Genomic DNA, 26,166 nt, shown 5'->3' with positions numbered 1-26,166 from the left:
GCCTAGTCACCTCACCTTGTGTGGTTGCGATGCTCGGCCCCCCCGGAGGGCGGCCGCCACCCCCCGTAGGCTCGCCTAGTCACCTCACCTTGTGTGGTTGCGATGCTCGGCCCCCCCGGAGGGCGGCCGCCACCCCCCGTAGGCTCGCCTAGTCACCTCACCTTGTGTGGTTGCGATGCTCGGCCCCCCCGGAGGGCGGCCGCCACCTGGTCGCGTCGGGGCTTCCGAGAGCCATTCCCAGTTGCGATGCTCGGCCCCCCCGGAGGGCGGCCGCCACCTCACCAAGTGATGCCGGAAGGTACTTCCCCATGAGGTTGCGATGCTCGGCCCCCCCGGAGGGCGGCCGCCACTCCGCTCGAAGTGCGGCCGGGCGCCCCGCACCAGGTTGCGATGCTCGGCCCCCCCGGAGGGCGGCCGCCACCGCGCCCACATCAACGCCGGCCGCTACAGCAATCTCGTTGCGATGCTCGGCCCCCCCGGAGGGCGGCCGCCACTCGCCGAGGTTTTTAATGCCGAGTACAGGGTCAACGGGTTGCGATGCTCGGCCCCCCCGGAGGGCGGCCGCCACCCCGCAGGCACACCGTCCATGCTGGACGCGTACTGCGGGTTGCGATGCTCGGCCCCCCCGGAGGGCGGCCGCCACGTGGGCATGGCGGAGGTAGCGCCTGACGTGGCCGAATGGTTGCGATGCTCGGCCCCCCCGGAGGGCGGCCGCCACGCGTTCCCCACGCTGCCGCCGGAAACGGCCAGCACGGTTGCGATGCTCGGCCCCCCCGGAGGGCGGCCGCCACGGCCGACCGCAAGCGCCGCGCCGCCTACGCCGAATGGTTGCGATGCTCGGCCCCCCCGGAGGGCGGCCGCCACAGTGGCCAAATTGGCCAGTGGACCCGAGCAGGAAGTTGCGATGCTCGGCCCCCCCGGAGGGCGGCCGCCACAAGATCTTCATGGACGGCTTCACCGGTGATCTCCAAGGTTGCGATGCTCGGCCCCCCCGGAGGGCGGCCGCCACAAGATCTTCATGGACGGCTTCACCGGTGATCTCCAAGGTTGCGATGCTCGGCCCCCCCGGAGGGCGGCCGCCACCCTGCTTGGTGCTCATGCGGCATCGCCGCCCTGCGGTTGCGATGCTCGGCCCCCCCGGAGGGCGGCCGCCACATCGAGGAATTTAGAACCCTTTCGGCGTGGGGGTGAAGGTTGCGATGCTCGGCCCCCCGGAGGGCGGCCGCCACGAGCTGCGGCGCCGGGCGTCACTGATGGACGACGACGTTGCGATGCTCGGCCCCCCCGGAGGGCGGCCGCCACCGCAAGCGGTGGCTTCCGCCGCTCGCGTGGGACGACGTTGCGATGCTCGGCCCCCCCGGAGGGCGGCCGCCACGTTCTGATCCTCGGCGTGTTCCTTGCCGGTGTCGTGTTGCGATGCTCGGCCCCCCCGGAGGGCGGCCGCCACTCGCGCACAGGATCGCCGTCCTCACACGAGCGCTCGGGTTGCGATGCTCGGCCCCCCCGGAGGGCGGCCGCCACAGCCGCCTTCGTCGTCGAGCAGCACCCAGCCCAGCCGGTTGCGATGCTCGGCCCCCCCGGAGGGCGGCCGCCACCTACCCGTGACGAGAAGCCCGCGGACCCGTGGATGGTTGCGATGCTCGGCCCCCCCGGAGGGCGGCCGCCACTTCACGAGAGCGTCAGCCACCGGCTCGGCGGGAGGGTTGCGATGCTCGGCCCCCCCGGAGGGCGGCCGCCACCCTCGACGAAGGCGGGCAGTCGCGGTTTCGGTATAGCGTTGCGATGCTCGGCCCCCCCGGAGGGCGGCCGCCACCGCACGCTATGAGCAGGCTCGAAGACGGCGGACTGTTGCGATGCTCGGCCCCCCCGGAGGGCGGCCGCCACCGCGCGAGCAGCTCGCCAAAGCGGCCGGGCTGACAATGTTGCGATGCTCGGCCCCCCCGGAGGGCGGCCGCCACCGGCGAGCACGGTACCACGGCAGTTGCTGCATCGGCGGTTGCGATGCTCGGCCCCCCCGGAGGGCGGCCGCCACCAGGGTGACGCCGCTACCGTCAATGGACGGCGAGAGCTTGTTGCGATGCTCGGCCCCCCCGGAGGGCGGCCGCCACTGCTGCCGGAGTCGCCGCGCTGCACGTACAGCTCCGCGTTGCGATGCTCGGCCCCCCCGGAGGGCGGCCGCCACCCTGGTCCTGGACGATCTCGGCTCCAGCCGGGTCAACGTTGCGATGCTCGGCCCCCCCGGAGGGCGGCCGCCACTCATCTCGTACACACTGCACCGCGCGTAGTGCAGTTGCGATGCTCGGCCCCCCCGGAGGGCGGCCGCCACCCCCGGTCACCGCGCACCCTGCGCGGGCCGGCGCCCGTTGCGATGCTCGGCCCCCCCGGAGGGCGGCCGCCACCCTTGGCGGGTCCGGTTCCCGCGGAGCGGTGGGACGGTTGCGATGCTCGGCCCCCCCGGAGGGCGGCCGCCACTTCTGGCCAGGTTGAGAGCCCTCGTGAGACCGCCGTTGTTGCGATGCTCGGCCCCCCCCGGAGGGCGGCCGCCACCCGTTCCAGAAGCCGATCACGAGGTCGCGGCCCGCGTTGTTGCGATGCTCGGCCCCCCCGGAGGGCGGCCGCCACGGCCAGCATCGGCGCGAGTGCGGCCAGGCCGGAGGCGTTGCGATGCTCGGCCCCCCCGGAGGGCGGCCGCCACTGCTCCCCTGCCGCCAGTTCCGCAGCCAGCTCATCGCAGTTGCGATGCTCGGCCCCCCCGGAGGGCGGCCGCCACTATCACCCAGCGCCACCACCGATTACGGGCAGAGCCGTTGCGATGCTCGGCCCCCCCGGAGGGCGGCCGCCACCGGTGCATGGTGGCCACGGCCTCCTCGACCCGTTTGTTGCGATGCTCGGCCCCCCCGGAGGGCGGCCGCCACGCCTCCGGCCTGGCCGCACTCGCGCCGATGCTGGGGTTGCGATGCTCGGCCCCCCCGGAGGGCGGCCGCCACCAGTACACGTCGGCGAGTTCGGAGTCGCCGTAGTGCGGGTTGCGATGCTCGGCCCCCCCGGAGGGCGGCCGCCACACCTCCCAGGCTTCGACCACGTCGCCGCCCAGGTCGTTGCGATGCTCGGCCCCCCCGGAGGGCGGCCGCCACCTTCGGCAACGCTGACGGGACGAAGGTGTTCCCTGGCGTGTTGCGATGCTCGGCCCCCCCGGAGGGCGGCCGCCACGGCATCTGACCAGGCGTTTGCTGCTCAGCGCCGAAATACGCTACCTTCGTGATTCACGTATCAAGGAACATATGGGCGGATATCTCATTAGGAATGCCTGGCGTGTCGGATGAGCACTTCAGGTTCCGAAGCGCAAAGGTCACATCCGTAATCCATAATGGGCCATCAAGATGAGTGGCACCAAGGCCATAGGGGTCTCCGGACCACCCGGCGACCCGGTCCAGTATGAGGTTGTCGAGCCGGTGCGTCTACGTGTCGTGGATCATGTCTAGATCGTCGTGAGTACTCTCGCGGGCGAGCAGCATGTCCCGGTCGAGCGGACCGTGAAGCCGCGGGACAACGGCTGAGGATCAACGCCTGCGGGCTCTGGCGTGGGCCAGTGGTGGGCCATCAGAGCCATGGCCTTGTATTGCCGAACGCGTAATGCCTGGTCAGATCGTTTGCATGGACGAAATCCGTAGCCCTCTCCGGAGCCGGGTGCGTAGGTTCGAATCCTACAGGGGGCACTCGATCTTGAGCAGCAGTTCCGGCCGCTGACCAGGGCAAACATCGTACGAACGGGCGGGTCTCCAGTCTCACGGAGGCCCGCCCGTTCTCGTTGACGCTCGCTGGCTGTGGGCCAGTTGGGAACCAATGATCGAGCTTCCCTCCAAGCCTTGAACGGCGAGGCGGCGTCATGCCACCTGATGCTTCCTTAGACGCGATTGAGATCGGCGTGTCCGTTGACAAGCCAGCAGACTCGCCGACAACCAGGTTGATCAATCGTCGGTGACCACGATCAATGCGAGATCGCCAACAGTGGTGCGTTGGATGGTGATTAGTTCGTGGAAGTCGGCATGGACCCTGCCCCCAGTCGCGTGTCGTGGAAGGCCGCCCGGCTGAAGTTCTTAAGCCGGTAGCTTCGGGAGGCCTCATGCCTGCAACTACTCGGGCAGCCGCCGTCCTGACGGGCCCGGACACCCAACACGGCGATTATGCCCGTTACGTCGCGCGGTTCCTAGGAGTGGACGGTGCAATCGATCTGTGCAGCCGATCGGATGAGACCCTTCTCCACGGTCTTTAAGAAGGAGCGTTTATGAGAACGTCAGCCGGTGTGTTGGCCGCGGTACTGGGTCGTTTACGCGCGGCGGGTTCACTTGAATCCGGCATATCACCGTTGGGCCCTGCTTCCCGAGCCGCTGTCCGGTAATGATCGGCCATTGCTGATCAATGCTCCCAGACCATGCGTGCCCACGTTGCGGACAACGTCTTCAACGAGCCGCTCAGCTTGTGGGCCTATGAGAACGGGCGGCTCAAGATCATCACCGTTTGCGATAGCTGCGCGGCGGCTCATCGTTGGCCCGTGATTTGGCAGGGGCGCAGCTCGGCGAGGCGTTGTCCGGGGGTAGAGAGCCACGGTGTCGTATGCGTACGGTTGGCGCATGGTTGAGCTGCGGCCCGCTGTGCGGCGCTGGACGATCGACGCTGCCGTGGCGGTCGCGGTGCTGATGGCGGCGGAGATCGCCATCGCTACCGGTAGAGAGACGCACTCCGTTTCCCGTGACTGGTTGGCGTACGTGCTCGGGGCCGCGATGGCCGCGCCGTTGCTGCTGCGGCGGCGGAATCCCGCTGCCGCGCTGTACATCGCTTCGGCGGTGCTGTTGCTGTTCTATTCGCTGGGTTATCCGGGCTTCCCACCATCAGTGGTGCTGGCTGTGCCGCTGTACGATGCGGTGCTGGCGGGCCACCTGTGGTGGGCGCTGCCGGTGCCGGTCGCGTTTCTGTCCATGGGCTACGTTGTGGCGGTGCGGGACGGCATGCCGCCGCTCGACGCGGTCGCCGTGTTCCTGCCATCGATGGCGCTAGTCGTGGTCGCGATGCTGCTGGGCGCGCTCGTGCGCAGCCGGCGTGCGTACGCCGCGGAGGTGCGCCAACGGCTTCGTCTGGCCGAGGAGCAGCGCCGGCGCGACGCCGAGCGCCAGGTGGCCGAGGAGCGGCTGCGCATCGCCAGGGAGTTGCACGACACGGTGGCGCACGCGGTAGCCACCATCACTGTGCAGTCTGGTGCTGCACTGCACCTGATCGACCAGGACCCGGCGCGGGTGCGGGATGCGCTCAAGGCCATCCGGCAGACCGGCAAGGCGGCGCTGGGGGAGATGCGCACGACGCTGGGCGTGTTGCGGGCCGACGGTGAACCCGCCGTGGTGGCCGATCGCGACGTCGGCCTCGACCGATTGCCGGATCTTCTGGCCGCGGTGCGGGCGGCGGGTCTGGAGGTGCGATTCGACGGCGACATGGCGAGCCGACGGTTGGCCGGACCAGTCGATCGCGCGGCGTACCGGATCTTGCAGGAGTCGCTGACCAACGTGCTGCGCCACGCCGGGTCAGCGGCGCGCGCCCGGGTCTGTTGGGCGTGGGAGCCGGAGTGGATCGCGATCGAGGTGACTGACGACGGTGTGGGCGCCGAAGCGGAAACGTCGGGTGGCGGGCATGGTCTGGCGGGGATGCGCGAGCGCGCTGAAGGGCTGGGCGGGCGGTTCGAGGCGGGGCCGCTGCGCGGGCGCGGTTTCCGGGTGCGGGTACGGCTGCCGCTGGAGGCAGCGTGATCCGGGTGCTGCTGGCCGACGACCAGGCCCTGGTGCGGGCCGGCTTTCGAGCGTTGCTGGACAGCGCGGCCGATATCGAGGTGGTCGCCGAGGCCGCCAACGGTGGGCAGGCGATCGCGCTGGTACGCGAGCTGCGGCCTGATGTCGTGCTGATGGACATCCGGATGCCGGAAGTGGACGGGGTGACCGCGACCCGGAAGATCACCGACGATCCGGGGCTCTGTGGGGTACGCGTGGTCGTGCTCACCACGTTCGCGGAGGAGGCGAATGTCTTCGCCGCGCTTCGTTCTGGCGCGAGCGGATTCCTGGTGAAGGACATCGAGCCTGATGAACTGCTGCACGCGGTGCGGATCGTGGCGCGCGGCGACGCGCTGTTGTCGCCCAGCGTCACGCGGACGGTGATCGCCCGGTCCCTCGGCGCCGGCCCGGAGGCCAGGCCACGGCCGGAGCCGCCGGAACTGGCCCTGCTGACCGGCCGGGAGCGCGAGGTGGTCAGGCTGGTGGCGACCGGCCTGTCCAACGATGAGATCGCGGCACAGTTGGTGGTCAGCCCGTTGACCGCCAAGACGCATGTGTCACGAGCCATGATCAAGGTGGGCGCGAGGGACCGGGCCCAGCTCGTGGTGTTCGCTTACCAGACGGGGCTGGTCACGCTCGGTTGATACTCCCCCTGGAGTACGCCGACACAGTAGCCGGGGCTGGAAGGTGTCTGCCTACGGCGGACGCGCCGCCCCCTCGCGGTGGCGATCATTGCGGGCATGTCTGATGCCGCACTGTGCACCGGGGCGTTCTCCGGCAGGATGAGGAACGCGGAGCCCACCGCGGTGAAGAGAGGGCCGCTGCTGATCACCGCGTTGTTGGCGGCGGCGGGAGGCACCGCGATCTATCTGGCTCCGCTCGCCGCGGTGTGGCGTATGTCCTGGCCGTACGGGCTGCTGTTCCTCGCGCTGGGAGCGACGCAACTGGGCACCGGTGCCGGTGTGCTGGCGCGGCCGGCGCCGCGGCGGTTGCTGCTCGCCGCGACGGCCGCGCTGGTCGTGGTCACCTTGTGGGCGCTGACCCGGCTTGCCGGGATCCTTCCCGGACCGGATCCGTGGATGCCGGGGAACTCCGTGATCGGGTTCACCGACTACGTCTGCGCCGCGCTGGAGGGCATCGCGGTGGCCGGTCTCGCCGGGGTGGCGGTGCTCGGGCGGCGCCCGCAGCGGCGCCTGCGGAGGGCGACGGCCAGCGCGGCGATCGCGCCGCTGACGCTGGTCGTCCTGCTGGGCAGCTTCGTGGGAGTCGCTGCGGCCAGCGACGGGCTGGCCGGCGCCGGGTTGCCCGCCGACGCGGCGAAGCCGTCGAACCTGCCCGCCGGACAGCGCAGCACAGTGGAATACTGCCGCCCCGACGGCGTGCCCCTGGCCATGGACCTCTACATGCCCTCCACCGCCGCGCGGACCGGGATGCCCGTGGCGGTGTACATCCACGGTGGCGGCACCATCCTCGGCGACCGCAAGACCACCGGGCCCGGCGCGACACTTGCCAACCACGAGGGCGCCCTGTTCACCCCGCTGCGACGTCAACTGAACGCCCGCGGATTCGTGGTGGCCTCGATCGACTATCGAATGCCCCCCGGCGCGCCATGGCCTGCATCGATCCAGGACGCCAAATGTGCCGTGCGCTTCCTGCGCGCCCATGCCACCGCACTGGGCATCGACGCCCACCGGATCGGAGCCTGGGGTGGTAGCGGCGGAGGGCAACTCGCGTCCCTGCTCGGCCTCGCGGGGCCGGGAGCAGGATTCGACGACGGTCAGTACCTCGACCAGTCCAGTGCCGTCCAGGTCGTGGTGGACATGTTCGGCCCCGCCGACCTCAACGACTTCGATGATGCCCCGCTGTTCATCCGCTTGTGCCTGGCGATTGGCGTCGGGGACTCTGCCGGGACCCGCCGCGCCATGAGCCCCAACACCTACGTCACCGCCGGCGCCCCGCCGTTCCTTGTGCTCCACGGCGACCGCGACGAGGACGTCTCTCCCCGCCACTCCTTCGGCTTCGCCATGCGCCTGCGCGCCGCCGGCGTGCCCACCGTCCTGATCGAGGTCCACGGCACCGGGCACACCCTGGACACTCCCGGCCAACGACCGTCCCCCCAGCAACTCACCGACACGGTGACCGCCTTCTTGGTCAACACACTGGGCTGAGTGGCCCGATTCCACCTACATCGATCACGCACATCCACCCGGGAGACCCCATCATGACGCTGCCCAACGCGACCGCCTTGGCCGCCGGTCAACAGTCGGATACCGCCCATAACCTGAAGATCGGCGGTGTATGCACTGTCCTCGGCGCCGTCGTCTTCACCACGGCCCGTCTCTTGCACGGCGACACTCCGGCGGCCGATGCCCAAGCCGCACTGGATTTCGTCGCGTCACGACCGACCTACGCCGCAGTGCACCTGATCGCCGTCTTCGCCGCGTTGATCGCGATGGCGGGACTGATCTCGCTGATCAAGTCGCTCACCCACCCTACGGCCCGGATGCTGGGCCGAGTGGGGCTGGCGAGTTCCGCCGTCGGACTCGCCGTGTTCAGCGTCGAAAGCACCAGCGAGGGCCTGGCCCTACCCGAGCTGGCCGAGGCGGCCGCGAAGGCCGCTCCCGGCGGGCGGGCCGAACTGGTGCGTGCCGCGCACGCGGTGGCGATGACGACCCACGGCCCCTCCCTGGCCGCGATGGCGCTACTGTACGGCGTGCCACTGCTGCTGTTCGGGGTCGCGATGGCTCTGGACAACTACCCTTCCTGGCTCGGCTGGGCCGGGACAGTCGTCGGCACCGTGACACTGCTCGCCGCGACGGGCCTGTTCCTGTCGCCTCCCCTGTTCCCCGGCGCGTTGTTGTACGGCGTCCTCGGCTCCATGATCGTGCAGCTGTGGTTGCTTGCTGTGGGCGTGACGATGCTGCGCCGTGCGGCGGCCCACGCCCGCCTCGGCGAAGAGACCTCCGCCCGCATCACCGCCGAAGCCGACCCCGTCCAGCGCCGCCGTTCCCGCTGACCTCAACACGGCGATTGGTCGCTCAGTCCGCCTCAGGTTCATCCCAGAACGGCGGGTCGAATGCGCCGTGCCTGCGCTTGACGTTGTAGAAATCCGCGATCCAGGTCGCGATCTTCAGCCGGGCCTCCGCCGTCGCCGGCCTGCCCTCCGCGAGCCGGTCCATCTGCACCCAGTTGTACAGCGTGTGCTCGTTGATCCCAAGATCCCGCGCGACGTGCGCGACGGGCTTGCCGGTCTCCCTGACGATCCTCACCGCTCCGGCCCGGAACTCCGGATCAAAGCGACGCCTCGTGGTTCCAGCCACGACCAAACCTCTCCCGGTTCGGTCTCCACGTTACGAGGGGAAGCCCACTTCCCTGCTCAGCTCGGATCGGAGGATCCATGAGCGATCCGCGGCCGGCCGAACAGGAGTGGTGCCGGGCGGGGTGCGGCTAGGCAGCTCGGCAGGCGCGACGGCTGGGCGATCAGGGTGAAATGTCGCCTGGCCTCACTATGCTGCGCGATCATGATGACAGTGAGTCTCGTGGACGAGACGGCGGCACGTGATCAGCACCACCTGGGGATCTTCAAGAAGCGGTTCGCCGCACCAGGGGAGGCCGACGGCTTCGTGGCCGAGCGACACGTTCAGGAGCTCAGTGAGATCACCTTCGTGAGCCCGCCGGCAGGTGGCTGATGTCGGTACAGGAACGGGCGGATGTGGTGCTCGCGCTGGTCGAGACGGGCCAGATCGAGGAGCTGGCCGACGAACTGGTCCGTTTCCACCATGAGCGGCCGGACGAGAGCTTCATGGACCGCCACTACTGCGGCGAGCTGGTCCGTCAAAGGCTGAAACAGCTGCCGGCCCCCTCCCGGGTGGAGCTGGCGACCAGGTTACTGTCCCGTCCCCAGGACGAAGCCGACCTGATCGACTACACGGCCTGGTTCATCACCGACGACATCTCCGACGCGTGGACCCCGGAGGCCGCCGGGGTGTTCCTGGAGTGGAGAGCGGACAGGGAGGGCTACGGCCACAAATATCTCTCGCGGATCGTGGAGTGCTGGCTCAAGGCGGGAAACGAGCTCTCACCCGAGGCGCTGGCCGCCCTTCGCCGTACGAAGGGGACCAGGCCGGTGTTGTCGGGGCTCCGAGATCTCCCGCTGCTCAACCCGGGTGAGCCGTGGGCCGACCAGATCCTGGCGGAAGACCTGGACGAGCACTGGACCGCCCTGCTCCGGCACGCGCTGACCGCGTCGAGCTCGAAGCCGTCGGCCAGGTGGGAGCGTACCGGCCTTGCCCTGCTCGAGCAGGTCGGCGCCGGTGCGGCCGGACGTATCGCAGGCTGGTTCGCCCTGGTCGGGCGGCCCAGGACTCTGATGCTTCGCTACAGCAGCACCCACTACGTCGACTCCTACAACCTGCCCGCGCTGCGTGGCCTGATCTGGCTGATGGGCCTACTCCCCGCGCGGCGGGAAACGGCGCGGCACCTGGCCGCGCTCGTCGAGAGGGCCCTGCGCAAGGCTCCTGGCATCGGGCCGTGTCACCGGGCGGCCGCCACCTGCGCGATCCACACGCTGGCGCGTATAGACAGCGCCGAAGCGCTGGGGCAACTCGCGCGGCTGACCGCGAAGGTCACCTTCAAGCCCACACTGAAGCTGCTCGACAACACCCTCGACGCGCTGGCGAGGGCACGGGGCCTGTCCAGGGAGGAGGTGGAGGAGCTCGCCGTGGCCTCCTACGGCCTCACCGAGGTCGGCCGCCGCGTCGAAACGCTCGGACAGGTCACGGCCGAGCTGACCGTGACCGGCAGTAAGGCCGTACTGAACTGGCGCAACGCCCAGGGCAAGCCGGTCAAGGCGCCGCCCGCGAGCGTACGGCAGGAGCATCCCGAGGATCTCGCCGAGCTCAAGGGCGTGGTGAAGGACATCACCAAGATGCTCACGGCTCAGGCCGGCCGCCTGGATCACCTGTTCCTGTCCCAGCGGGCCTGGCCGTACCAGGTCTGGCGGGAGCGGTACCTGGACCATCCGCTGCTCGGCACCCTGGCCAGGCGGCTGATCTGGCTGATCGACGACGTTCCCTGCGGTTACGCCGACGGCAGCCTGCGCGAGGTGAGCGACGCGCCGGCCGAGCCCGCGGCCGGCGCGACGGTCAGGCTCTGGCATCCGATCGGCCGTGATCTGGCCGAGGTGCCGGCCTGGCGCGACTGGCTTGAACGGCATGAGATCACCCAGCCGTTCAAGCAGGCGCATCGGGAGGTCTACCTGCTGACCGCGGCCGAGGAGAACACCGGCGTCTACTCCAACCGCTTCGCCGCCCACGTCCTGCGCCAGCACCAGCTCCACGCGCTGGCCCTGACCCGCGGCTGGCGCCACGAGTTGCACATGGCCGTCGACGGCGATTTCCCGCCCGCCACCCGCGAACTGCCCGGCTGGGGAGTGCGTGCGGAGTTCTGGACCGAGCCCGACTACGGCGACGGCGAGTTCACCGACTCGGGCGCCTATCTTCGCGTCCACACCGACCAGGTGCGCTTCTATCCGCTTCACGCCCAGACGAACTATGGCGGGTACGCCGACTGGCTGCACAACGACCCGGACCGGATCCGGCCCCTGCCACTCGACCAGATCCCACCCTTGGTGTTCAGCGAGATCATGCGCGACGTCGACCTGTTCGTCGGCGTGGCCAGCGTGGGCAACGACCCGACCTGGCAGGACGGCGGACCGGGCGGCAGGTTCCAGGACTACTGGACCTCCTACGGCTTCGGCGAGCTGTCGGCCACCGCGCGGACCCGCCACGACCTGCTCGCGCGGCTCCTGCCGCGACTGGCCGTCGCCGACCGCTGCTCTCTCGACGGCCGGTTCCTGTACGTCCGGGGCGACCTGCGCACCTATAAGATCCACCTCGGCTCGGGCAACATCCTGATGACCCCCGGCGACCAGTATCTGTGCATCGTCCCCAAACAGGCGCCCGAACCGGGCCCGGTGTTCCTTCCCTTCGAAGGCGATCGGGTGCTGGCCGTCATCCTCAGCAAAGCGATGATGCTGGCAAAGGACACCACGATCACCGATCCCACCATCACCAGCCAGATCCGCCCCTGAAGCGGAACGTGTCCGACCTGCCCCGACCTCCTGGGTGATCTTCGGACTCAGACTGCTCAGAGGTTGACGGTCAACGATCAGGAGTGCGTCGGCAGCGGCGTCCTCGTCCTTCGCCCGAACCTGCATGTTGACGTACTGACGAACGCCAGTAATCAGTTAGGTGGCCCTGGCTCGCTACATCGAGCCAGGGCTCTTGGTGTGAGCCATGACTGCGCCGGCCGGCAAAAGTGTCTGGCCCTCATCATCGTGCTGTCGGCGCACCATCTCGGTGATCCAGATGGGCGCGAACGGAGACGTGCAGCCCGGGGACGTCGGGTAGTCCTTGAGCACCTCCAGGCGCTCACCGATGTCGATTGCACGGGCGCGGTGCTCGGCGTGCTCGATCCCGATCTGAGCCAGGCAGTGGTTCATCGCCCACTGCAGGCGATCCGGGGCGTCCTTCATCTCCGCCTCGATGACGTCGAGCAGTCCTGCGAGGTCGAGGCCCTCTGGCTTCTTCGTCACGCGTTCGGTGGTCAGCGCCCAGCCGGCGCTCGCGACCACTGGATCCGGATCGGCGGACCATGCCGGGCGCAGCTCTTCGGAGTGTGGGTTCTTCTTCACCACGTAGTTCACGAGCCAGTCGTGCACCTTGGGTGTGCGCGCCTCGCGCAACATGACGTCCAACTCGTCACGATCGAACGCCTTCGGGCGGCAGATCAGGGTCGCCAGCAGTCTCGCCGCGGTGTCACCCGTCTCCCAGAGCTGGCACGCGAGTTCCTGCTGCGTCTTCAGCCGCTTCGCGAGCGCGCGCAGCTTGCTGAGGTTCACACCGTGATCGTCACCGTGTTTCTCGTTCACCCCGCGTGTCTTCGGGTCCTCGAGCTCGGCCAGCTCGGCCATCACCTCGGCCACCATCGTCTCGGCCACCTCGGCCTCCTGTCCATCACGTGCGAGATTCAGCCTACGGCGGAAGTCGGCCTCCTGTCGTACACGCCGGTTCGGCGGCAACCACCGGCACGAAATCCCGCGTCTTCACAAATTCGCTGCAGTTCTCGGCACTGACCCTCGCCTTCACGCCGAGCAGCCATCCAATTCCTAGCCAACCCGGTTAGGAGAGTGATTGGCTCAGCCGCGCACCACCAGTTCGTCCGGGAGATTCGGGTTGAGACCCCACGAACACCCGCACGGCGTATGGACACAAGATCTGTGAACACCTCCCAATCAGGCCGGAAAAGACTGTTCGGCAACAGCGGTGGCGAATCATCGCGGCATACACCCGGGGGCATCCGGGCTGCCGCCGGCATGAGCTGCCGATCGTCGTTGAAGGCCCCGGACAGGCCCCGGGCCGCCAAGACAGCGCCGCGCCCGTACCGGCGCCGGTCTTGATAGGCAAGTATCGACTTGCCTATAGTACGGGGTGTGGCGGAAGATGTCTTCAAGGCACTGGCCGACCCCACCCGCCGGCGCATCCTCGATGAGCTGGCGGAACGGGACGGCCAGACCCTATTCGAGATTTGCGCACGACTGGTGGCCAAGCACGGCCTGGGGCTGTCTCGCCAAGCGATCAGCCAGCACCTGGCCGTACTGGAATCGGCCGGTCTGGTCCATTCGCGGCGCGAGGGCCGCTACAAGTTCCACGATCTGAATACCGAACCCCTTGAGCACATCGTGACCCGGTGGCTCAGGCCCGATACACCGGAGGGCACCGCATGAAGATCCACCTGTCCAGCGTCTTCGTCGATGATCAGGACAAGGCCCTGCGCTTCTATACCGACGTGCTGGGCTTCTTGAAGAAGACCGAGGTCCCGCTGGGCGAGGACCGCTGGCTGACCGTTGTCTCGCCGGACGATCCCGACGGGACCGAGCTACTGCTGGAGCCCGACGGCCATCCAGCGGTGAAGCCGTACAAGACGGCGCTGGTCCAGGACGGCATCCCGGCCACCGCCTTCGCCGTGGACGACGTACACGCGGAGTTCGACCGGCTGCGCGAGCTCGGGGTGCGCTTCACCCAGGAGCCGCTGGAGATGGGCCCGGTCACCACCGCGGTCTTGGACGACACCTGCGGCAACCTGATCCAGATCGTGCACCACAAGTAGGACCTGTTCCTGTGACCGGCAACGGCATGTCGCCTGCGAGTCAGGTCCTGAGGCAGATCAAGAGCGTGGCGGCGGCGACGGTGCCGAGGAAGACGTAGCCGCCCTTGTCGTGGCGCTCACCTCGGATCCCGAGGATCTTGTGGCTCTGTGCGGCGACGCGGTCACAGTGATCAAGGTGTGACTCCGGGGTCACGATGCGATCAACGGGCGGGTCTCCAGTCTCATGGAGGCCCGCCCGCTCTCGTTGAAGCTCGCCGGCTGGAACCCCCGATGGCCTGCGCCCCCGACCAATGCACATACGGGATGTACGTTGCATGGGTTTTGCCTACGGACTTAGCGATCTGCCTTACTCCGCGAGCAAGCTTGGCGGAAGTGAGATCGATTGCAGTTCATTCACGCGTTACGTTGCATATGTATCCGGCTCTGAGGCTGTTTCCCCAGGTCACGTCGATAGAGACGTCGTGGCCTGGGGAGGTTTTTGTTTGAACTCGCTCGAAGGGCGCCTTTATGGCGACATATGGCTATCGCTGTCCGCATTGCTCCGATATCGAGGTCGCTTTTCCGATCGGCACCGCACCCGCCGCGGTGCCGTGCCCGGACTGCGGCGCGACCTCGGTTCGGGTGTTCTCGACGCCGATGCTGGCGCGCACTCCGGCTGCCGTGTCGGCTCAGTTGCAGCGTGCGGAGCGCAGCGCCTCCGAGCCCGAGGTCGTCACGTCCCTGCCGCCTCGCCGCACCGCGGGCGCGGTGACCATCCATCCCGCCACCAGCCGCCTGCCGCGCCCGTGACCGTGCCTGCGCCGAAAGGAATCCAGCCGTGCCAGAGCTGATCTTCCCGCTCGACTCGACCAAGAAGTTCACCGACCAGGCCAAGATCGGTCACAACCGCTGGCACCCCGAGATCCCGCCGGTGGCACGGGTCAAGCCGGGCGACAGCTTCCGGGTCCACTGCCGGGAGTGGTTCGACGGCGCGATCCACAACGACGACTCCGCCGAGGACATCCGTGACGCCCCGCTCACGAAGGTGCACGCGCTCAGCGGCCCGTTCGCGGTCGAGGGGGCCGAGCCGGGCGACTTGCTGATCGTGGACATCCTTGACGTGGGGCCCATCCCTCAGGAGGACAACGGCCCGCTGGCCGGCCAGGGCTGGGGTTACACCGGAATCTTCCCCACCAAGAACGGCGGCGGGTTTCTCACCGAACAGTTCCCCGACGCCTACAAGGCGATCTGGGACTTCTCCGGTCAGGACGCCACATCGCGCCACATCCCGGCGGTGTCGTTCACCGGCATCATCCACACCGGGCTCATGGGCACCGCGCCGTCGGCGGAGCTGCTGGCCAAATGGAACGCGCGGGAGGGGGCGCTGATCGCCACCGACCCACAGAGAGTGCCGCCGCTGGCCCTGGCTCCCGAGCCTCAGGACGCCATCCTCGGGTCGGTGCCCTCGGCTCAATTCGACAGGATCGCGGGCGAAGCTGGCCGCACCGCGCCGCCCCGGGAGAACGGCGGCAACCAGGACATCAAGAACCTCACCAAGGGCTCCCGCGTCTTCTATCCGGTGTACGTCTCCGGCGCGAACCTGTCGGTCGGCGACCTGCACTTCTCACAGGGCGACGGCGAGATCACCTTCTGCGGCGCCATCGAGATGGGCGGCTTCGTCGACTTGCACGTCGACCTCATCAAGGGCGGTATGCAAACGTACCGCGTCGGCGAGAACACCATCTTCATGCCGGGCCGCACCGCCCCCCAGTACAGCGAGTGGCTCGCGTTCTCCGGGATTTCCGTCACGCTGGACGGCGAGCAGCGCTACCTCGACTCGCAGCTGGCCTACCAGCGGGCCTGCCTCCACGCGATCGACTATCTGACGACGTTCGGCTACAGCCCCGAGCAGGCATACCTGTTGCTCGGCGCCGCGCCGATCGAGGGTCGGCTGTCGGGAGTGGTGGATATCCCCAACTCCTGCGCCACCGTCTACCTGCCGACCGCGATCTTCGACTTCGACATCCGTCCCAGTGCGTCCGGCCCAGTCCGCGTGCCACAGGGCACCAGCGCACCGCGCGCCGGCTTCGGCTGAACCGCTGACCGGCCTTCGACCGGGTGCCCCATTGGTTCAGCAGGCGGTGAAGCCGTCCGTCGCGGTGCGGCAGAAATCGCGGAAGCGGGTCAGCCATGCGACCGTCGCGGAATAGTTGCGCCCGATGTCGTCCCGGTGGAACTCGAAGGTGTCGGGGTCCGTGGTGATCGATCCGTCGAGGAGGACCCGGCCGCCGGCGGGAGTGGTCGCCAGGTAGGCGTCCAGGAAGGTGGCGATCCGCTGGGCCTGTTCGCCGGTCAGCTCCATGGCGATGTTGTAGCCCAGCAGCGCGGCCGTGTCGGTGTCCAGGATGCCGGAGCTCTCCAGTAGTTCCAGGGTCGGCCGCCAGTTCCACGCGTTGACCTTCAGCGGCTCGCCGTTCGGAGTTTCGAGCGTCCAGGACATCGGCTCACCCTATTCGGACGTCGTGTCAACCGCCGCTTGCGGCCGACCGCCTGGTCTTCAGCTGGTCGAATCCGACCGCGACGAGGATGAGCACGCCGATGGCGATCTGGAGGTAGAAGGCGTTGATCGCCAGGAGGTTGCCGCCGTTGTTGAGCACGCCCATGATCAGCGCTCCGGTGGCGGCGCCGATCGCGGCCGGGATCACCGGTGGTGTCGAGCTGGACGGCACCGCCGGCCGGAATCACGACGCCGCCCGAGGATGAGAAGGATCAATGCGGCAGAGGCGATTCCCCGGCCTGCCCGGCGCGCGTACGTTGGTATTGAGTTCGCTTCCCCGCCGCCTTGGAGGTCGGTTTGATGCGGTCGAGCCACGTCATGGTGGCGGCAATACTGCTTTTGGCGGCGGGCTGCACGAAGGGGGAAACTCCGGCCCAGGAGTCGCCGAGCCAGGCGGCGGCCACCGCCGGGGCGCCATGTGAGTTCCGGGTCGTCAAGGGCGAGCCGCCCCAATGGGCGCGAGCCGGCTTCCAGCCGGATGCGATGATCCACTACGCGTCCAGCAGGCGGGGTGACATGCTCGCCGTGCTCTTCGGCTATCCGTTGTTCAGTCCGCCGATGCCGGACCGGGGCAACAAGATCCTCTGGCGGTCGAAGCTGCCACTGGTCCCGTCCGATCCGTTGCGGATCGAGGCCCGGCTGGACGGCGTGGGCACTCCGGTGCGCATCACGGTCGACGGCGGGCCGGGTCCTTCGGGGATCGACCTGCCGAGCCCGGGTTGCTGGCGGCTGGATCTGACGTGGAGCTCGCACGCGGACTCGATCGACCTGGAGTATGTCGGTCGATGACGGGCTCGCCGGCCGCCGCGTCGAACAGTACCGTCCGCCAGTCTCCGACGTTGGCGAAGATGGCGCCTCGGGTCCGTACGCCGACCTTGCGGGTGATGCGGGCCGCTTTGATGTGCGCCGGGATGGTGCCCATCTGGTAGACCTCGTCGAGGTTGTGGAAGATGGTGACGCTCAGCACCCGGCGGGCCGCGAAGTCCGTACGGGTGGACAGGAAGACCAGCCCTTCGAGCCGCAGTCTGATGCGAGCCGAGATCCAGGCGTGCGCGATCCGGAAGACGAGCAGCCGCCAGAGTCCACCGCAGTCGAATCTGGTCACCACGATGACCCCGTCGTCCGGATCCGGAGCGCAGCGCGAGGCGGCCTCGGCCACTACGCGATCTGGAGCAAACCCAGGCATATCAGCACTATTCCACTCAGGATGCGTACGGTGCGGATGAACATGCGCTCACCGCTCAAGAACGCCCGGCCTGGAACGTGGTTGAGCGCCGTCCCGAGCGCTGTCCCCACCACCGAGGCGACAACCATTCCGACGAGGAAAACCGGAGCCGCCGAGGGGTTGAGGAACATCGTGGCGACCAGCGCACCCCAGATGAGCGAGGTGGTCTTCTGCGTGGTGAACAGCAGGCCGAGGTCCACGCCCCAGATCAGGCCGCGCCAGCCGGGTTCGAGCGCCCGCGCGTAGTCCTGGGGCACCTGCCGCATCACGTGTGGGGTGCGGTTCAGGACGTCGGCGACGCCGACCCCGACGAGCAGCGCGCCTGCCGCGAGCTCGCGCCACCGGATCGGGAGCGCACTCCCCAGCCCTTCCGCGACGGCAGCGGCGAACAGGGCGATTACCGTACCGCCCACCAGCAGGCCCAGTGAGTAGCCCGCGATGAAGCGGCGTGCGGCGCCAGGCGACCGCCTGGACAACGGGCCGGCGACGCCGACCATGGAACGGCCTCAAGGGCTCCAGTACTGGAAGATGAAGCCGGCCAGGGCCAGCGCCGCGATTTCCAGGGTGTTCAACGGACGGGGTCCCTGCTCGGCATGATGCTCGCGCCGTCCGCCGGGGCGGGGACCTCGTCGAGGGAGCCGATCCAGCTTGACAGGGCATTGAAGGAGCTGAATACCACGGCGGACCGGATGATCCCCTCGGCCGAGAGCGCCACCGCGGCCGGGCTCATCCCGACGCCGAGCGCCGCCGTGCTGAACTGGCCCGAGACGTCCACGTAGCTGGGGACGTCCGCCAGCCCGAATTGCGTCACGAAGTCTCTGCCCGACTCAGCCGACGCGCACGACACCACTATGCCGACCAGTTCCACTCCCGCCGACGCGAAGAATCCGCGCGCCTGCGGAGCCAGTTCCTGGCACGCCCCGCACGTTGTGCTGAGCACGAGGAGCACGCCCGGCGGCCGGGCGAGCCCCTTCGGCAGTTCGATGACCTTCGCGCCGAGCTTGGCGTCCGGTAGCGGCTGGATGGACTCGGGGCGGCCCTCTCCGGTCACGGGTGCCGCGGACACCTGCGCGGATAGCTCGCCCAGCATGGCGAACAGGATCACGACCGCCACGGTGAGCAGTACGAGCAGGGTGACGATCAGTATCGTGATCATGATTCGGTCCGTTCGCGCGCCATGGTCCCTCTCACGAAGACGCTCAGATACCGGCGGTTCGCCCAGACGGGGACAACCACCGTGATGTTCAGCGCGAGCAGCAGGGCGGCCTGGTCGTGACCGGTCTCGCGCAACGCGGGCACCATCGCCCAGGCCATCACCGCTGCGCCGGCCAGTACGTTCCATCCTCCGAACGACCGGGAGCCGGTCCGGCCGAAGCAGCCGCAGGGGAGTGAACTCGCGCGCAGCCGGCCCGCGACCCCCACGAGCACGAAACTCGCTCCGAGCGCGACCGCCAGCACGAAGGTGAGCACATGCTCCTGGTTGAACGTCGCCAGCGCCGCCAGCGCGATCTCCACGGAGGCGACCGCTCTGATCAGGATCACGGGCGGCCGCCGTGAACCGGCCAGCTCACCCAGGGCCGCGGCCAGACCGCGAGGACTGACCATCTTTCCCACACCCGAGGTGAGCAGAGTCGCGGCGAGCAGTGCGCTGAGGATGACAGGCAGTGCCTCCATGCCGGACTACGGAAGCCCGGCCGCGGTCAACCCCTCGCCCACGGTCGTGATCCGTAGATGGACCACCTGGTCTTCCCCATAGACGGCGACGGGTTCGGTCGTGAAACGAGCTCCGTTTACGCCGGTCAACGCAATTTTGGAATCGACCTTGACCTGCTTGGTGCGAAAATGGATGGCGATGACTCCGACGGGTTTCTCGTTCTCGATGCGGGAACAGACCGCTACGTTCACCGCGCCTTCGTTCTGGAAAATGTACGCGTACCCGTGATCTGTCGGTGTTTGCTGCATTCCGGGCCTCCGAGGTCCGTCCGTTGCTTAGGGGGAGCAGCTGATGGAGGCCCGCCCTGGAGCCTCACAGCATCGACAGAAGGACGCTCCCGAGTAGCAGCCCCAGATGTAGGTGGCATTGTTCGCACACGTGCTGTAGGGAAAAGTCGGGCAGTAAATCAGGCGGCAGCAGAGATAGTTGCAGATGGCCTGCGCGGAGGCGGGACGCGCCTGGGTTGCCACGGAGGCCGCGGCGGCCAGTGCGCTCGCGCCGACAACCCGGGTAAAGACTCGTCGAGACAGTCGGCGTTTGCGTTCCTGTGGCACTTGAACAGCCATGGCCGCTCCATAACCGGATTCGATTTGATCTTTAATGGAGGGTACAACAGCGATCACAAGGCGACAAGAAGGACTTTTACCGCATAAGTTGATCGGTGTCATGTCGAGCGGGTTGGCGGCGAACTGTTCGCCGGCCGATTATGTCGGGCACAAAAACGCCTACCTAGGCTCTCCGTTTTTCGGGAAACTCGCCCATCGAGCGTCGCGATGATGTGGGCGCCTGTTCGACGTGGCCCGAGTCAGCCCCGCCCGGGGCCGCCTGTCACCGGCGTCCGGACGGGGCCAGATCATGTGAGGGGTCAGAGCGGGGCGGGGGCGAGCTCGCGCTTGAGGATCTTGCCGCTGGCCGTCATCGGCAGTGTGCCGCGGAAAGTGATGATCCGCGGGTACTTGTAAGCGGCCATGTTCTGCCTGCACCAGGCGATCAGCTCGTCCTCGCTGATCTGCGAGCCGGGCTTGCGGATGACGAAGGCGTGGACTTCCTGGCCGTTGCGTTCGTGTGGTACGCCGACGACGGCAGCGAGGCTGACCTCAGGGTGGGTGAGCAGGATCTCTTCCAGCTCGCGCGGATACACGTTGTACCCCCCACGGATGATCACGTCGTTCTTGCGGTCGATGAGATAGTGATAGCCGTCCGTGTCACGACGGCCGATGTCACCGGTTCGGAACCAGCCGTCGGCGCCCAGGACATCAGCCGTCGCGCCGGGCCGATTGAAGTAGCCCTTCATCACGTTGTGGCCGCGCACATGGAGTTCTCCCGGCTCGTCGACGCCCGCCTCGACGCCTGTCTCGGTGACGACCTTGACCTCCACACCCCAGACGGGCAGGCCGACCGATCCGGGGCGGTATTCCTGGTCCACCGGGTGCCACAGGGCGATCGGGCTGAGCTCTGTCATGCCGTACCCTTCCAGCAGCGGCACGCCGAACCGGTGCTTGAACTGCTCCGATATGCTGCGGGGCAGCGCCGCCCCGGCGCTCAGGCACATCCGCAGGGTGCGGGTGATCATGGTGAGGTCGAGCTGCTCGGCTGCCCGGCATGCCAGCAGTTCCCAGAACATCGTCGGCACGCCCGCGAAGAACGTGACCCCTTCCTGCTCCATGAGAGCCAGGGCCTGGTCGGCGTCGAACCGCCGCTGGAGCACCAGGGTCGCGCCGGCGGCGAATCCGGCGTTCAGCTGAACGGTCTGCCCGTAGGTGTGGAACAGCGGCAGGGCGACCAGATGGACATCATGCGGGTGGTGGCCGAAGAGCCGGCCGGGGATCAGCGCGTTCAGCACGAGATTGCTGTGGGTCAGTTCGGCGCCCTTGGGTTTCCCGGTCGTCCCGCTGGTGTAAAGCACCACCGCGGTGTCGCTCTCCTGGGTCATCGAGGTGTCGAACGTGTCCGGCTGGTTGTCGATGAGGCGGGCGAGGGTGCCGGGCCGCGTGTCGCGCAGGTCATCGGTGATGAGGACGAAATGCTCACAACCGGGGGTCGCGTCGAATGCGGCCCGGCCGACCTTGCCCGTGGGCAGCTCCGCCGTGCCTTCGAAGCAGACGTAGGCCCTGGCGGCGCTGTCACGGAGATGGTAGGCGACCTCCCGTTCGGTCAGCAGCATGTTCAGCGGCAGCACGCCGGCGCCGGTCTTGAGTATCCCGTAGTAGACGATCGGGAACTCCGGCACGTTCGGGCAGCTGAGTGCGACCCGGTCACCCGGCGCGACACCGAGCGCGATCAGGGCGTTGGCGACCTGGTTCGCGGTCCGGTCGACCTGGGCGTAGGTGAGCCTGACGGCGTCGGCCACGACCGCCTCTCGACCGGGGAACTCTCGTGCGCTGTGCTCCAGAAGGGTGGCGAGGTTGAGCATGCGGCACCTCCGTGGCTTGGCCGAAACCCCCATGCGGCGGGCGGCTGGATCCCTAGCGTGACCTCACGCCGTCGTCCGCTGTTAGAGGCCGATTCACAGGCTTCTTTGTGGGACGACCACAAGCCGGTTCGCCGGTCACGGCGCGCCTCACACACCGCCGCGGACCGCTCGGGCTGGTCCATCGTCTTCCCCCCGGCTGCTGGGCCGCGGGGGGAGACGTCACGTGCCCGGCAGGGCTGAGGGGCGCCGGCGTCCGCTCAGCAGCCGCACCGCGATCAGCAACTCCTGGATGTCGGCGAGACTGCGCAGGTCGCAACCGGTGCGCTCGGCGATGCGTTCCAGACGGTAGTAGGCGGTGTTGACGTGCAGATGCAGCCGTTGGGCGGCGATCTTGGCGTTGAGGTCGCAGGCGATGTACTCCATCAGCGTGGTGACCAGGGCGCCACCGCGGGCTCGGTCGTCCTCCACGAACCGTCGCAACGGGGCACGGATCAGGCGGTGGGCGATCTCGTCGTCGCGAAGCATCAGGTAGTCGAAGCTGGACAGCATGGGCAAGGCGAGCACGCCGGGTTCGCCATTCAGGGCATCGCGTGCGACACACGCCTCGGTGTAGGCGTCGGGCACCTTGGCCGGCCCGCTGTGCACCGTACTGATCCCCACGGCCAGTTCCGCCCCCTGGCGGGCCAGTTGACCTACCGCCTCGCGCAGGTCGGTGACCAGGGACCGCAGTCCGGGTGCGGGCATGGGGGAGACCGCGATGACCTCCTCCTGGCGAACCATGATGAGCCCGCGATGCTGCCCCCCGATCGCGCGACGCACGACGTCCACCGCGCCGTGCATCGTTTGATCCCCCGTCAGCGGCTGCACCAGCACCGCCGAGGCGACGACCAGGCGGGCGGCCGAATCGAGGCCGACCGACCGCAGCATCGCCCGCTTGGATCCTGGTGAGACGTCCCGACGGGCGAGCAGGTCTTCCAACAGGTCGCGGCGGACGCGGTCACGCTCGGCCAACTGCAGATGCTGCGCCTCGACATAGGCTTCAGCGGCCACCGAGCTGCCCACCTCGATCACCTGCATGAGCTTGCTGACCAGCGACAACACGGCCTCTCGCATCGTTGTGTCGTCACGGACGATCTCCAGCATGCCCTCCCACAGGATCAGCTGGCTGAGCCGGAACGCCTGCAAGAAGTCCGACAGCGACACCCCTTGGCGTACGCGGTGGGAGGCGTTCTCCACCGTGAAGGGGAAGTCCGAGGTCCGTACGGGCCGATGCTCGGCCACCGTGACCAGGAACACGCGGAATATCGCGGCAATATGTGCGGCCACCTCCCCGCGCAGACCGGGGTCTGGGCTGGCGGCGTAACCGGGCACCTGCCGCCAGATCTCGGCCACCGCCGCCTCGGTCACCTGCGGCAGCGACGCTTCGACCGCGTCGATGATCCGCCGCTCCCTCGGATCGAGACCGCCTGTGCCCGGATCGACTGATTCGATCATCGTCACCCTTTCCCGCCGGCCTGGACAGTCTGAGGCTGCGGCGAAATCGACGGACAGAACCCTCATGGCTTGTGGTTGAACCACAGGTCGTGGTCGAACATCTTGTCACCCGATAACCGTGTGGTCGAGGTCACACCGGAGGGATAGTGACGGTCCAGGTCGGCGGGGCGACAGAACGGCCTCGGAGCTCCCTATCCCCCTGGGCGTCGCCCAGCGCACCCATGTGAGGTGATCATGACAATCGAGCACACGAATCCAGGATCGTCCAGACTTCTGGGGGACAAGCGGAGGGTGATGCGGCGGGTGGCCGCGGCATCACTTATCGGCACCTCGATCGAGTTCTACGACTTCTTCATCTACGGGACCGCGGCCGCTCTGGTGTTCGGGCCGCTGTTCTTCCCCGCGTTAGGCGACGCCGCGGCTTCGGTGGCGGCGTTCGCGACGTTCGGGGTGGCGTTCCTGTTCCGGCCGCTCGGGTCGATCCTGTTCGGCCACTTCGGGGACCGTCTGGGCAGGAAGAAGACCCTGATGTCCACGCTCCTGCTGATGGGGTTGTCGACTTTCGCCATCGGCCTGGTGCCGACCGCGGACGAGATCGGGATGATCGCCCCGCTCCTGCTGGTGGTGCTGCGAGCGCTCCAGGGGCTCGCGGTCGGCGGTGAGTGGGCCGGCGCGGCGCTGCTCACCGCTGAGTACGCCCCGTCGGCGAAACGCGGTTGGTACAGCATGTTCCCCCAGCTCGGCCCGGCGATCGCGATGACGATGTCGAGCGGCACGTTCCTCGTCGCCGCGCTGACCATGAGCACGGCGGACTTCACCGGCTGGGGATGGAGGCTTCCATTCCTGGCCAGCCTGGGGCTGGTCGGAGTCGGCCTCTACATTCGGCTCAAGGTCGAGGAGACTCCGGTGTTCGCCAAGGCCGTGACAACGGTCGCCCCGCCCAGGCTGCCGTTCGCCGACGCCCTGCGCCACCAGTGGAAGCAGGTCCTGCTCGCCGGTGGCACGCTCACCATGGCGCTCGGCATGTTCTACATCGGCGCCGTCTTCCTCACCAGCTACGCCGGATCGGCCCCCGGGGTGGGTGTGCTCGGCCTGTCCAGGCCCACTGTGCTGGCCGCCGGAGTCTCCGGAGGAATCATGTTCGCCGTCTCTGTCGTCCTGTCGGCCCACTACTCCGACCTGATCGGCCGCCGCAAGGTGATGCTCATCGGCACCGTCTCGGCGATCGCCGCCGGCCCGGCCGCGTTCATCATCATGAAGCCGGGAAACGCGGTGTCGTACTACGTCGGGCTCGGCCTGCTGATGCTGGTGCTCGGCATCCCTTATGGCCCGGCCGCCGCCTACCTGCCCGAACTGTTCCACGCCCGTTACCGGTACACCGGCGCGGGCATGGGCTATAACCTCGCCGGCATACTCGGCGGCGCGGTCCCGCTGATCGTCGCCCCACCACTCGTCGCCGCATACGGCGGCATGGGCGTCGGCTACTACCTGGCCGCTCTTGGCCTGGTCAGCACCGTGTGCGTGCTGGCCATCGGCGAGACCAAACACCGGTCCATCGACGCCGACACCCAATCCGCGCCCACCACTTGAGCAGACTGCCGGAATGGTGATCTTGAACGCTTCCGGTCCGGGAACGGGCAGTGCACCGATGACGGTCCTGCCCCTTCCCGCTGGATGACCGAGATCGCCACCGCCATCTTGCCGGGTGTCTCCAACGCCGCTGGCAAGGGCGCCGGCACAGTGATCGAACTCGCCGGCGGGTTCGCCGTCGGCTTCCGCGACCCCACCCGACCAGCGGCGCCGGGCCCGCTCCGGTCGTGCCCTGCCCGTGACCCGCCTTCGGCATGATCACGACTCATGAAGAAGACGATCACGACCCTGGCGGCCTGCGGCTCCCTGTTGGTGGCCGTACCCGCCGAGGCGGTCTCCGTCCAGGCGGCCCCCGTTCAGGCCGCCCCCGTCCAGGCCGTTTCCAAAGATCCCGTTCGAGCCCTGAAGGGCAAGCTGGCCCCCGGGCGCGGCGTGCGCTTCACCGAGACCACCACCCTCTCGGGCGACGACAAGACCAAGGTGCAGAGCCGCAAGGGCGCCTTCCAGTTCAACGCCAAGGGCCTCGCGGCCTCCGACATCGTGGCCACCTCGGCTCTGGGACGCGAGCGGACCATCACCGTCGGCAAGATCGGCTACACCTCGGGCGGCATGTGGAAGGACCGGCTGCCGGCGGGCAAGACCTGGCTCAAGAGCCGCGGCTCGTTCGCCGGCACCGGCGGCTACCGCGGGCAGGTCATCAACCCCGCCGAGCCCAAGACCCTGGCCGCGCTGATCAAGAAGGGCAAGCTGACCAGGAGCACCATCACAGGGAAGATCACCTTCAAGGAGCTCGACAAGGTGTCGCCCTGGTTCGCCGGGTCGATCCCGCTGCGCATGCACGACGACACCAAGGTCTCCTACACCCTCACGCTCACCTCCGCCGGGCTCGTGAGCAAGGTGAAGAGCTCGTACGCGGCGACGGGGGTGCTCGACGTGAGCGGTCACGACGGCAAGACCATCACCATCGAGAGCCGCTTCACCGGATGGGGGACCAAGGTGTCGATCAAGGCGCCGAACCCCAAGACGGTGACCGACAAGACGATCGACTGATCGACTGGCTCGGCTGGTGCGGGCCAGTGGTGGGCCGAAGGCGATGGCCATCTCCTGAAGAAAAACGGCGGGTCGAGGCCTCGTTGTGCGGCGATCCTCTCCGGAGCCGGGTGCGGAGGTTCGAACCCGCGAAGGCACTCGGTCCCGAGCAGTGGTTCAGGT

General features: G+C 68.3%; 24 protein-coding genes and 1 CRISPR repeat array. Of the genes, 13 read left to right on the top strand and 11 right to left on the bottom strand.

Translation table 11 applies throughout. The annotated features are described in order from the left end of the window. Positions 1-23: 23 nt before the first annotated feature. A CRISPR array of direct repeats spans positions 24-3,210; the repeat unit is 37 nt; unit sequence GTTGCGATGCTCGGCCCCCCCGGAGGGCGGCCGCCAC. A gap of 1,421 nt (positions 3,211-4,631) precedes the next feature. The 4 genes from AB0C16_RS34535 to AB0C16_RS34520 all read left to right on the top strand — a co-directional run bounded on the left by AB0C16_RS34535 (position 4,632) and on the right by AB0C16_RS34520 (position 8,829). Further along, positions 4,632-5,795 carry a sensor histidine kinase gene (locus AB0C16_RS34535; RefSeq protein ID WP_357689331.1) on the top strand — a complete coding sequence of 388 codons (1,164 nt, stop codon included), beginning with the start codon at positions 4,632-4,634 and terminating at the stop codon, positions 5,793-5,795. After that, positions 5,792-6,457, top strand: coding sequence for a response regulator transcription factor (locus tag AB0C16_RS34530; protein WP_357689329.1), 666 nt, complete (start codon positions 5,792-5,794; stop codon positions 6,455-6,457). Before AB0C16_RS34535 ends, AB0C16_RS34530 begins: the two co-directional genes overlap by 4 nt. Positions 6,458-6,553: 96 nt before the next feature. Continuing rightward, the gene (locus AB0C16_RS34525) at positions 6,554-7,981 is read left to right on the top strand and encodes an alpha/beta hydrolase (protein WP_357689327.1); all 1,428 of its coding nucleotides are present in this window, start codon (positions 6,554-6,556) and stop codon (positions 7,979-7,981) included. 53 nt (positions 7,982-8,034) lie between these two features. Continuing rightward, positions 8,035-8,829 carry a DUF4386 family protein gene (locus AB0C16_RS34520; RefSeq protein ID WP_357689325.1) on the top strand — a complete coding sequence of 265 codons (795 nt, stop codon included), beginning with the start codon at positions 8,035-8,037 and terminating at the stop codon, positions 8,827-8,829. A 22-nt stretch (positions 8,830-8,851) separates the two neighbouring features. On the opposite strand, the gene AB0C16_RS34515 is transcribed toward AB0C16_RS34520, so the two are convergent. Then, the gene (locus AB0C16_RS34515; RefSeq protein ID WP_357689323.1) at positions 8,852-9,133 is read right to left on the bottom strand and encodes a transposase; all 282 of its coding nucleotides are present in this window, start codon (positions 9,131-9,133) and stop codon (positions 8,852-8,854) included. A gap of 201 nt (positions 9,134-9,334) precedes the next feature. Between AB0C16_RS34515 and AB0C16_RS34510 the strand changes: the two genes are divergently transcribed. Together AB0C16_RS34510 and AB0C16_RS34505 are read left to right on the top strand one after the other, a co-directional pair. Continuing rightward, positions 9,335-9,502, top strand: coding sequence for a hypothetical protein (locus tag AB0C16_RS34510; protein ID WP_357689321.1), 168 nt, complete (start codon positions 9,335-9,337; stop codon positions 9,500-9,502). After that, on the top strand, positions 9,502-11,904 hold the full coding sequence (locus AB0C16_RS34505; RefSeq protein WP_357689319.1) for a DUF4132 domain-containing protein: 2,403 nt from the start codon (positions 9,502-9,504) through the stop codon (positions 11,902-11,904). Before AB0C16_RS34510 ends, AB0C16_RS34505 begins: the two co-directional genes overlap by 1 nt. 174 nt (positions 11,905-12,078) lie before the next feature. Here the strand turns inward: AB0C16_RS34505 and AB0C16_RS34500 are convergent, their stop codons facing one another. After that, complete coding sequence (locus AB0C16_RS34500; RefSeq protein WP_357689317.1) at positions 12,079-12,813, bottom strand: DNA alkylation repair protein; 735 nt, start codon at positions 12,811-12,813, stop codon at positions 12,079-12,081. A gap of 492 nt (positions 12,814-13,305) precedes the next feature. Here AB0C16_RS34500 and AB0C16_RS34495 point away from each other — a divergent pair, with 492 nt between their 5' ends. Together AB0C16_RS34495 and AB0C16_RS34490 are read left to right on the top strand one after the other, a co-directional pair. Beyond that, positions 13,306-13,599, top strand: coding sequence for a metalloregulator ArsR/SmtB family transcription factor (locus AB0C16_RS34495; RefSeq protein WP_357689315.1), 294 nt, complete (start codon positions 13,306-13,308; stop codon positions 13,597-13,599). Next, complete coding sequence (locus AB0C16_RS34490; protein ID WP_357689313.1) at positions 13,596-13,982, top strand: VOC family protein; 387 nt, start codon at positions 13,596-13,598, stop codon at positions 13,980-13,982. Before AB0C16_RS34495 ends, AB0C16_RS34490 begins: the two co-directional genes overlap by 4 nt. Before the next feature lie 40 nt (positions 13,983-14,022). Here AB0C16_RS34490 and AB0C16_RS34485 read toward each other — a convergent pair whose 3' ends face one another. Continuing rightward, the gene (locus AB0C16_RS34485) at positions 14,023-14,175 is read right to left on the bottom strand and encodes a hypothetical protein (RefSeq protein WP_357689311.1); all 153 of its coding nucleotides are present in this window, start codon (positions 14,173-14,175) and stop codon (positions 14,023-14,025) included. A gap of 314 nt (positions 14,176-14,489) precedes the next feature. On the opposite strand from AB0C16_RS34485, the gene AB0C16_RS34480 reads away from it, so the two are divergent. Then, a complete protein-coding gene (locus tag AB0C16_RS34480; RefSeq protein ID WP_357689309.1) occupies positions 14,490-14,771 on the top strand; it encodes an FmdB family zinc ribbon protein in 282 nt (93 codons plus the stop codon). 28 nt (positions 14,772-14,799) lie between these two features. Continuing rightward, the gene (gene fmdA, locus AB0C16_RS34475) at positions 14,800-16,056 is read left to right on the top strand and encodes a formamidase (protein WP_357689307.1); all 1,257 of its coding nucleotides are present in this window, start codon (positions 14,800-14,802) and stop codon (positions 16,054-16,056) included. 36 nt (positions 16,057-16,092) lie between these two features. Here fmdA and AB0C16_RS34470 read toward each other — a convergent pair whose 3' ends face one another. Continuing rightward, positions 16,093-16,461: a hypothetical protein gene (locus AB0C16_RS34470; protein ID WP_357689305.1), complete on the bottom strand. Its 369-nt coding sequence runs from the start codon at positions 16,459-16,461 to the stop codon at positions 16,093-16,095. Positions 16,462-16,486: 25 nt separating this feature from the next. Continuing rightward, positions 16,487-16,690, bottom strand: a complete 204-nt coding sequence (locus AB0C16_RS34465; protein WP_357689303.1) for a hypothetical protein — start codon at positions 16,688-16,690, stop codon at positions 16,487-16,489. 128 nt (positions 16,691-16,818) lie between these two features. Here AB0C16_RS34465 and AB0C16_RS34460 point away from each other — a divergent pair, with 128 nt between their 5' ends. Further along, complete coding sequence (locus tag AB0C16_RS34460; protein ID WP_357689301.1) at positions 16,819-17,307, top strand: hypothetical protein; 489 nt, start codon at positions 16,819-16,821, stop codon at positions 17,305-17,307. Positions 17,308-17,676: 369 nt separating this feature from the next. Here AB0C16_RS34460 and AB0C16_RS34455 read toward each other — a convergent pair whose 3' ends face one another. The 6 genes from AB0C16_RS34455 to AB0C16_RS34430 form a co-directional block, all read right to left on the bottom strand. Then, positions 17,677-18,240, bottom strand: a complete 564-nt coding sequence (locus AB0C16_RS34455) for a hypothetical protein (RefSeq protein WP_357689299.1) — start codon at positions 18,238-18,240, stop codon at positions 17,677-17,679. Positions 18,241-18,311: 71 nt separating this feature from the next. Next, positions 18,312-18,899 carry a hypothetical protein gene (locus AB0C16_RS34450; RefSeq protein WP_357689297.1) on the bottom strand — a complete coding sequence of 196 codons (588 nt, stop codon included), beginning with the start codon at positions 18,897-18,899 and terminating at the stop codon, positions 18,312-18,314. Next, positions 18,896-19,417 carry a MauE/DoxX family redox-associated membrane protein gene (locus AB0C16_RS34445; protein WP_357689295.1) on the bottom strand — a complete coding sequence of 174 codons (522 nt, stop codon included), beginning with the start codon at positions 19,415-19,417 and terminating at the stop codon, positions 18,896-18,898. Before AB0C16_RS34445 ends, AB0C16_RS34450 begins: the two co-directional genes overlap by 4 nt. A 6-nt stretch (positions 19,418-19,423) precedes the next feature. Next, complete coding sequence (locus AB0C16_RS34440; protein ID WP_357689293.1) at positions 19,424-19,705, bottom strand: hypothetical protein; 282 nt, start codon at positions 19,703-19,705, stop codon at positions 19,424-19,426. Between the two features lie 617 nt (positions 19,706-20,322). Beyond that, the gene (locus AB0C16_RS34435) at positions 20,323-21,870 is read right to left on the bottom strand and encodes a long-chain fatty acid--CoA ligase (protein ID WP_357689291.1); all 1,548 of its coding nucleotides are present in this window, start codon (positions 21,868-21,870) and stop codon (positions 20,323-20,325) included. 219 nt (positions 21,871-22,089) lie between these two features. Next, positions 22,090-23,364, bottom strand: coding sequence for a helix-turn-helix domain-containing protein (locus AB0C16_RS34430; RefSeq protein WP_357689289.1), 1,275 nt, complete (start codon positions 23,362-23,364; stop codon positions 22,090-22,092). Between the two features lie 303 nt (positions 23,365-23,667). Between AB0C16_RS34430 and AB0C16_RS34425 the strand changes: the two genes are divergently transcribed. After that, positions 23,668-24,954, top strand: coding sequence for an MFS transporter (locus AB0C16_RS34425; RefSeq protein ID WP_357689287.1), 1,287 nt, complete (start codon positions 23,668-23,670; stop codon positions 24,952-24,954). A gap of 267 nt (positions 24,955-25,221) precedes the next feature. Then, positions 25,222-26,004: a hypothetical protein gene (locus AB0C16_RS34420; RefSeq protein ID WP_357689285.1), complete on the top strand. Its 783-nt coding sequence runs from the start codon at positions 25,222-25,224 to the stop codon at positions 26,002-26,004. Positions 26,005-26,166: the final 162 nt, after the last annotated feature.

It is taken from the genome of Nonomuraea sp. NPDC048916, from assembly GCF_040649575.1.
Classification (GTDB): domain Bacteria; phylum Actinomycetota; class Actinomycetes; order Streptosporangiales; family Streptosporangiaceae; genus Nonomuraea.
The sequence above is the reverse complement of the archived record's forward strand: the minus strand, read 5'-3'. Positions and strand labels throughout refer to the sequence as shown.

Coding starts and splice junctions, on each gene's coding strand:
- AB0C16_RS34430 (WP_357689289.1), bottom strand. CDS start 23,364: ATGATCGAATCAGTCGATCCGGGCACAGGCGGTCTCGATCCGAGGGAG.
- AB0C16_RS34480 (WP_357689309.1), top strand. CDS start 14,490: ATGGCGACATATGGCTATCGCTGTCCGCATTGCTCCGATATCGAGGTC.
- AB0C16_RS34455 (WP_357689299.1), bottom strand. CDS start 18,240: ATGGTCGGCGTCGCCGGCCCGTTGTCCAGGCGGTCGCCTGGCGCCGCA.
- AB0C16_RS34510 (WP_357689321.1), top strand. CDS start 9,335: ATGATGACAGTGAGTCTCGTGGACGAGACGGCGGCACGTGATCAGCAC.
- AB0C16_RS34505 (WP_357689319.1), top strand. CDS start 9,502: ATGTCGGTACAGGAACGGGCGGATGTGGTGCTCGCGCTGGTCGAGACG.
- AB0C16_RS34520 (WP_357689325.1), top strand. CDS start 8,035: ATGACGCTGCCCAACGCGACCGCCTTGGCCGCCGGTCAACAGTCGGAT.
- AB0C16_RS34535 (WP_357689331.1), top strand. CDS start 4,632: ATGGTTGAGCTGCGGCCCGCTGTGCGGCGCTGGACGATCGACGCTGCC.
- AB0C16_RS34450 (WP_357689297.1), bottom strand. CDS start 18,899: ATGATCACGATACTGATCGTCACCCTGCTCGTACTGCTCACCGTGGCG.
- AB0C16_RS34435 (WP_357689291.1), bottom strand. CDS start 21,870: ATGCTCAACCTCGCCACCCTTCTGGAGCACAGCGCACGAGAGTTCCCC.
- AB0C16_RS34420 (WP_357689285.1), top strand. CDS start 25,222: ATGAAGAAGACGATCACGACCCTGGCGGCCTGCGGCTCCCTGTTGGTG.
- AB0C16_RS34460 (WP_357689301.1), top strand. CDS start 16,819: ATGCGGTCGAGCCACGTCATGGTGGCGGCAATACTGCTTTTGGCGGCG.
- AB0C16_RS34525 (WP_357689327.1), top strand. CDS start 6,554: ATGTCTGATGCCGCACTGTGCACCGGGGCGTTCTCCGGCAGGATGAGG.
- AB0C16_RS34445 (WP_357689295.1), bottom strand. CDS start 19,417: ATGGAGGCACTGCCTGTCATCCTCAGCGCACTGCTCGCCGCGACTCTG.
- AB0C16_RS34440 (WP_357689293.1), bottom strand. CDS start 19,705: ATGCAGCAAACACCGACAGATCACGGGTACGCGTACATTTTCCAGAAC.
- AB0C16_RS34490 (WP_357689313.1), top strand. CDS start 13,596: ATGAAGATCCACCTGTCCAGCGTCTTCGTCGATGATCAGGACAAGGCC.
- AB0C16_RS34470 (WP_357689305.1), bottom strand. CDS start 16,461: ATGTCCTGGACGCTCGAAACTCCGAACGGCGAGCCGCTGAAGGTCAAC.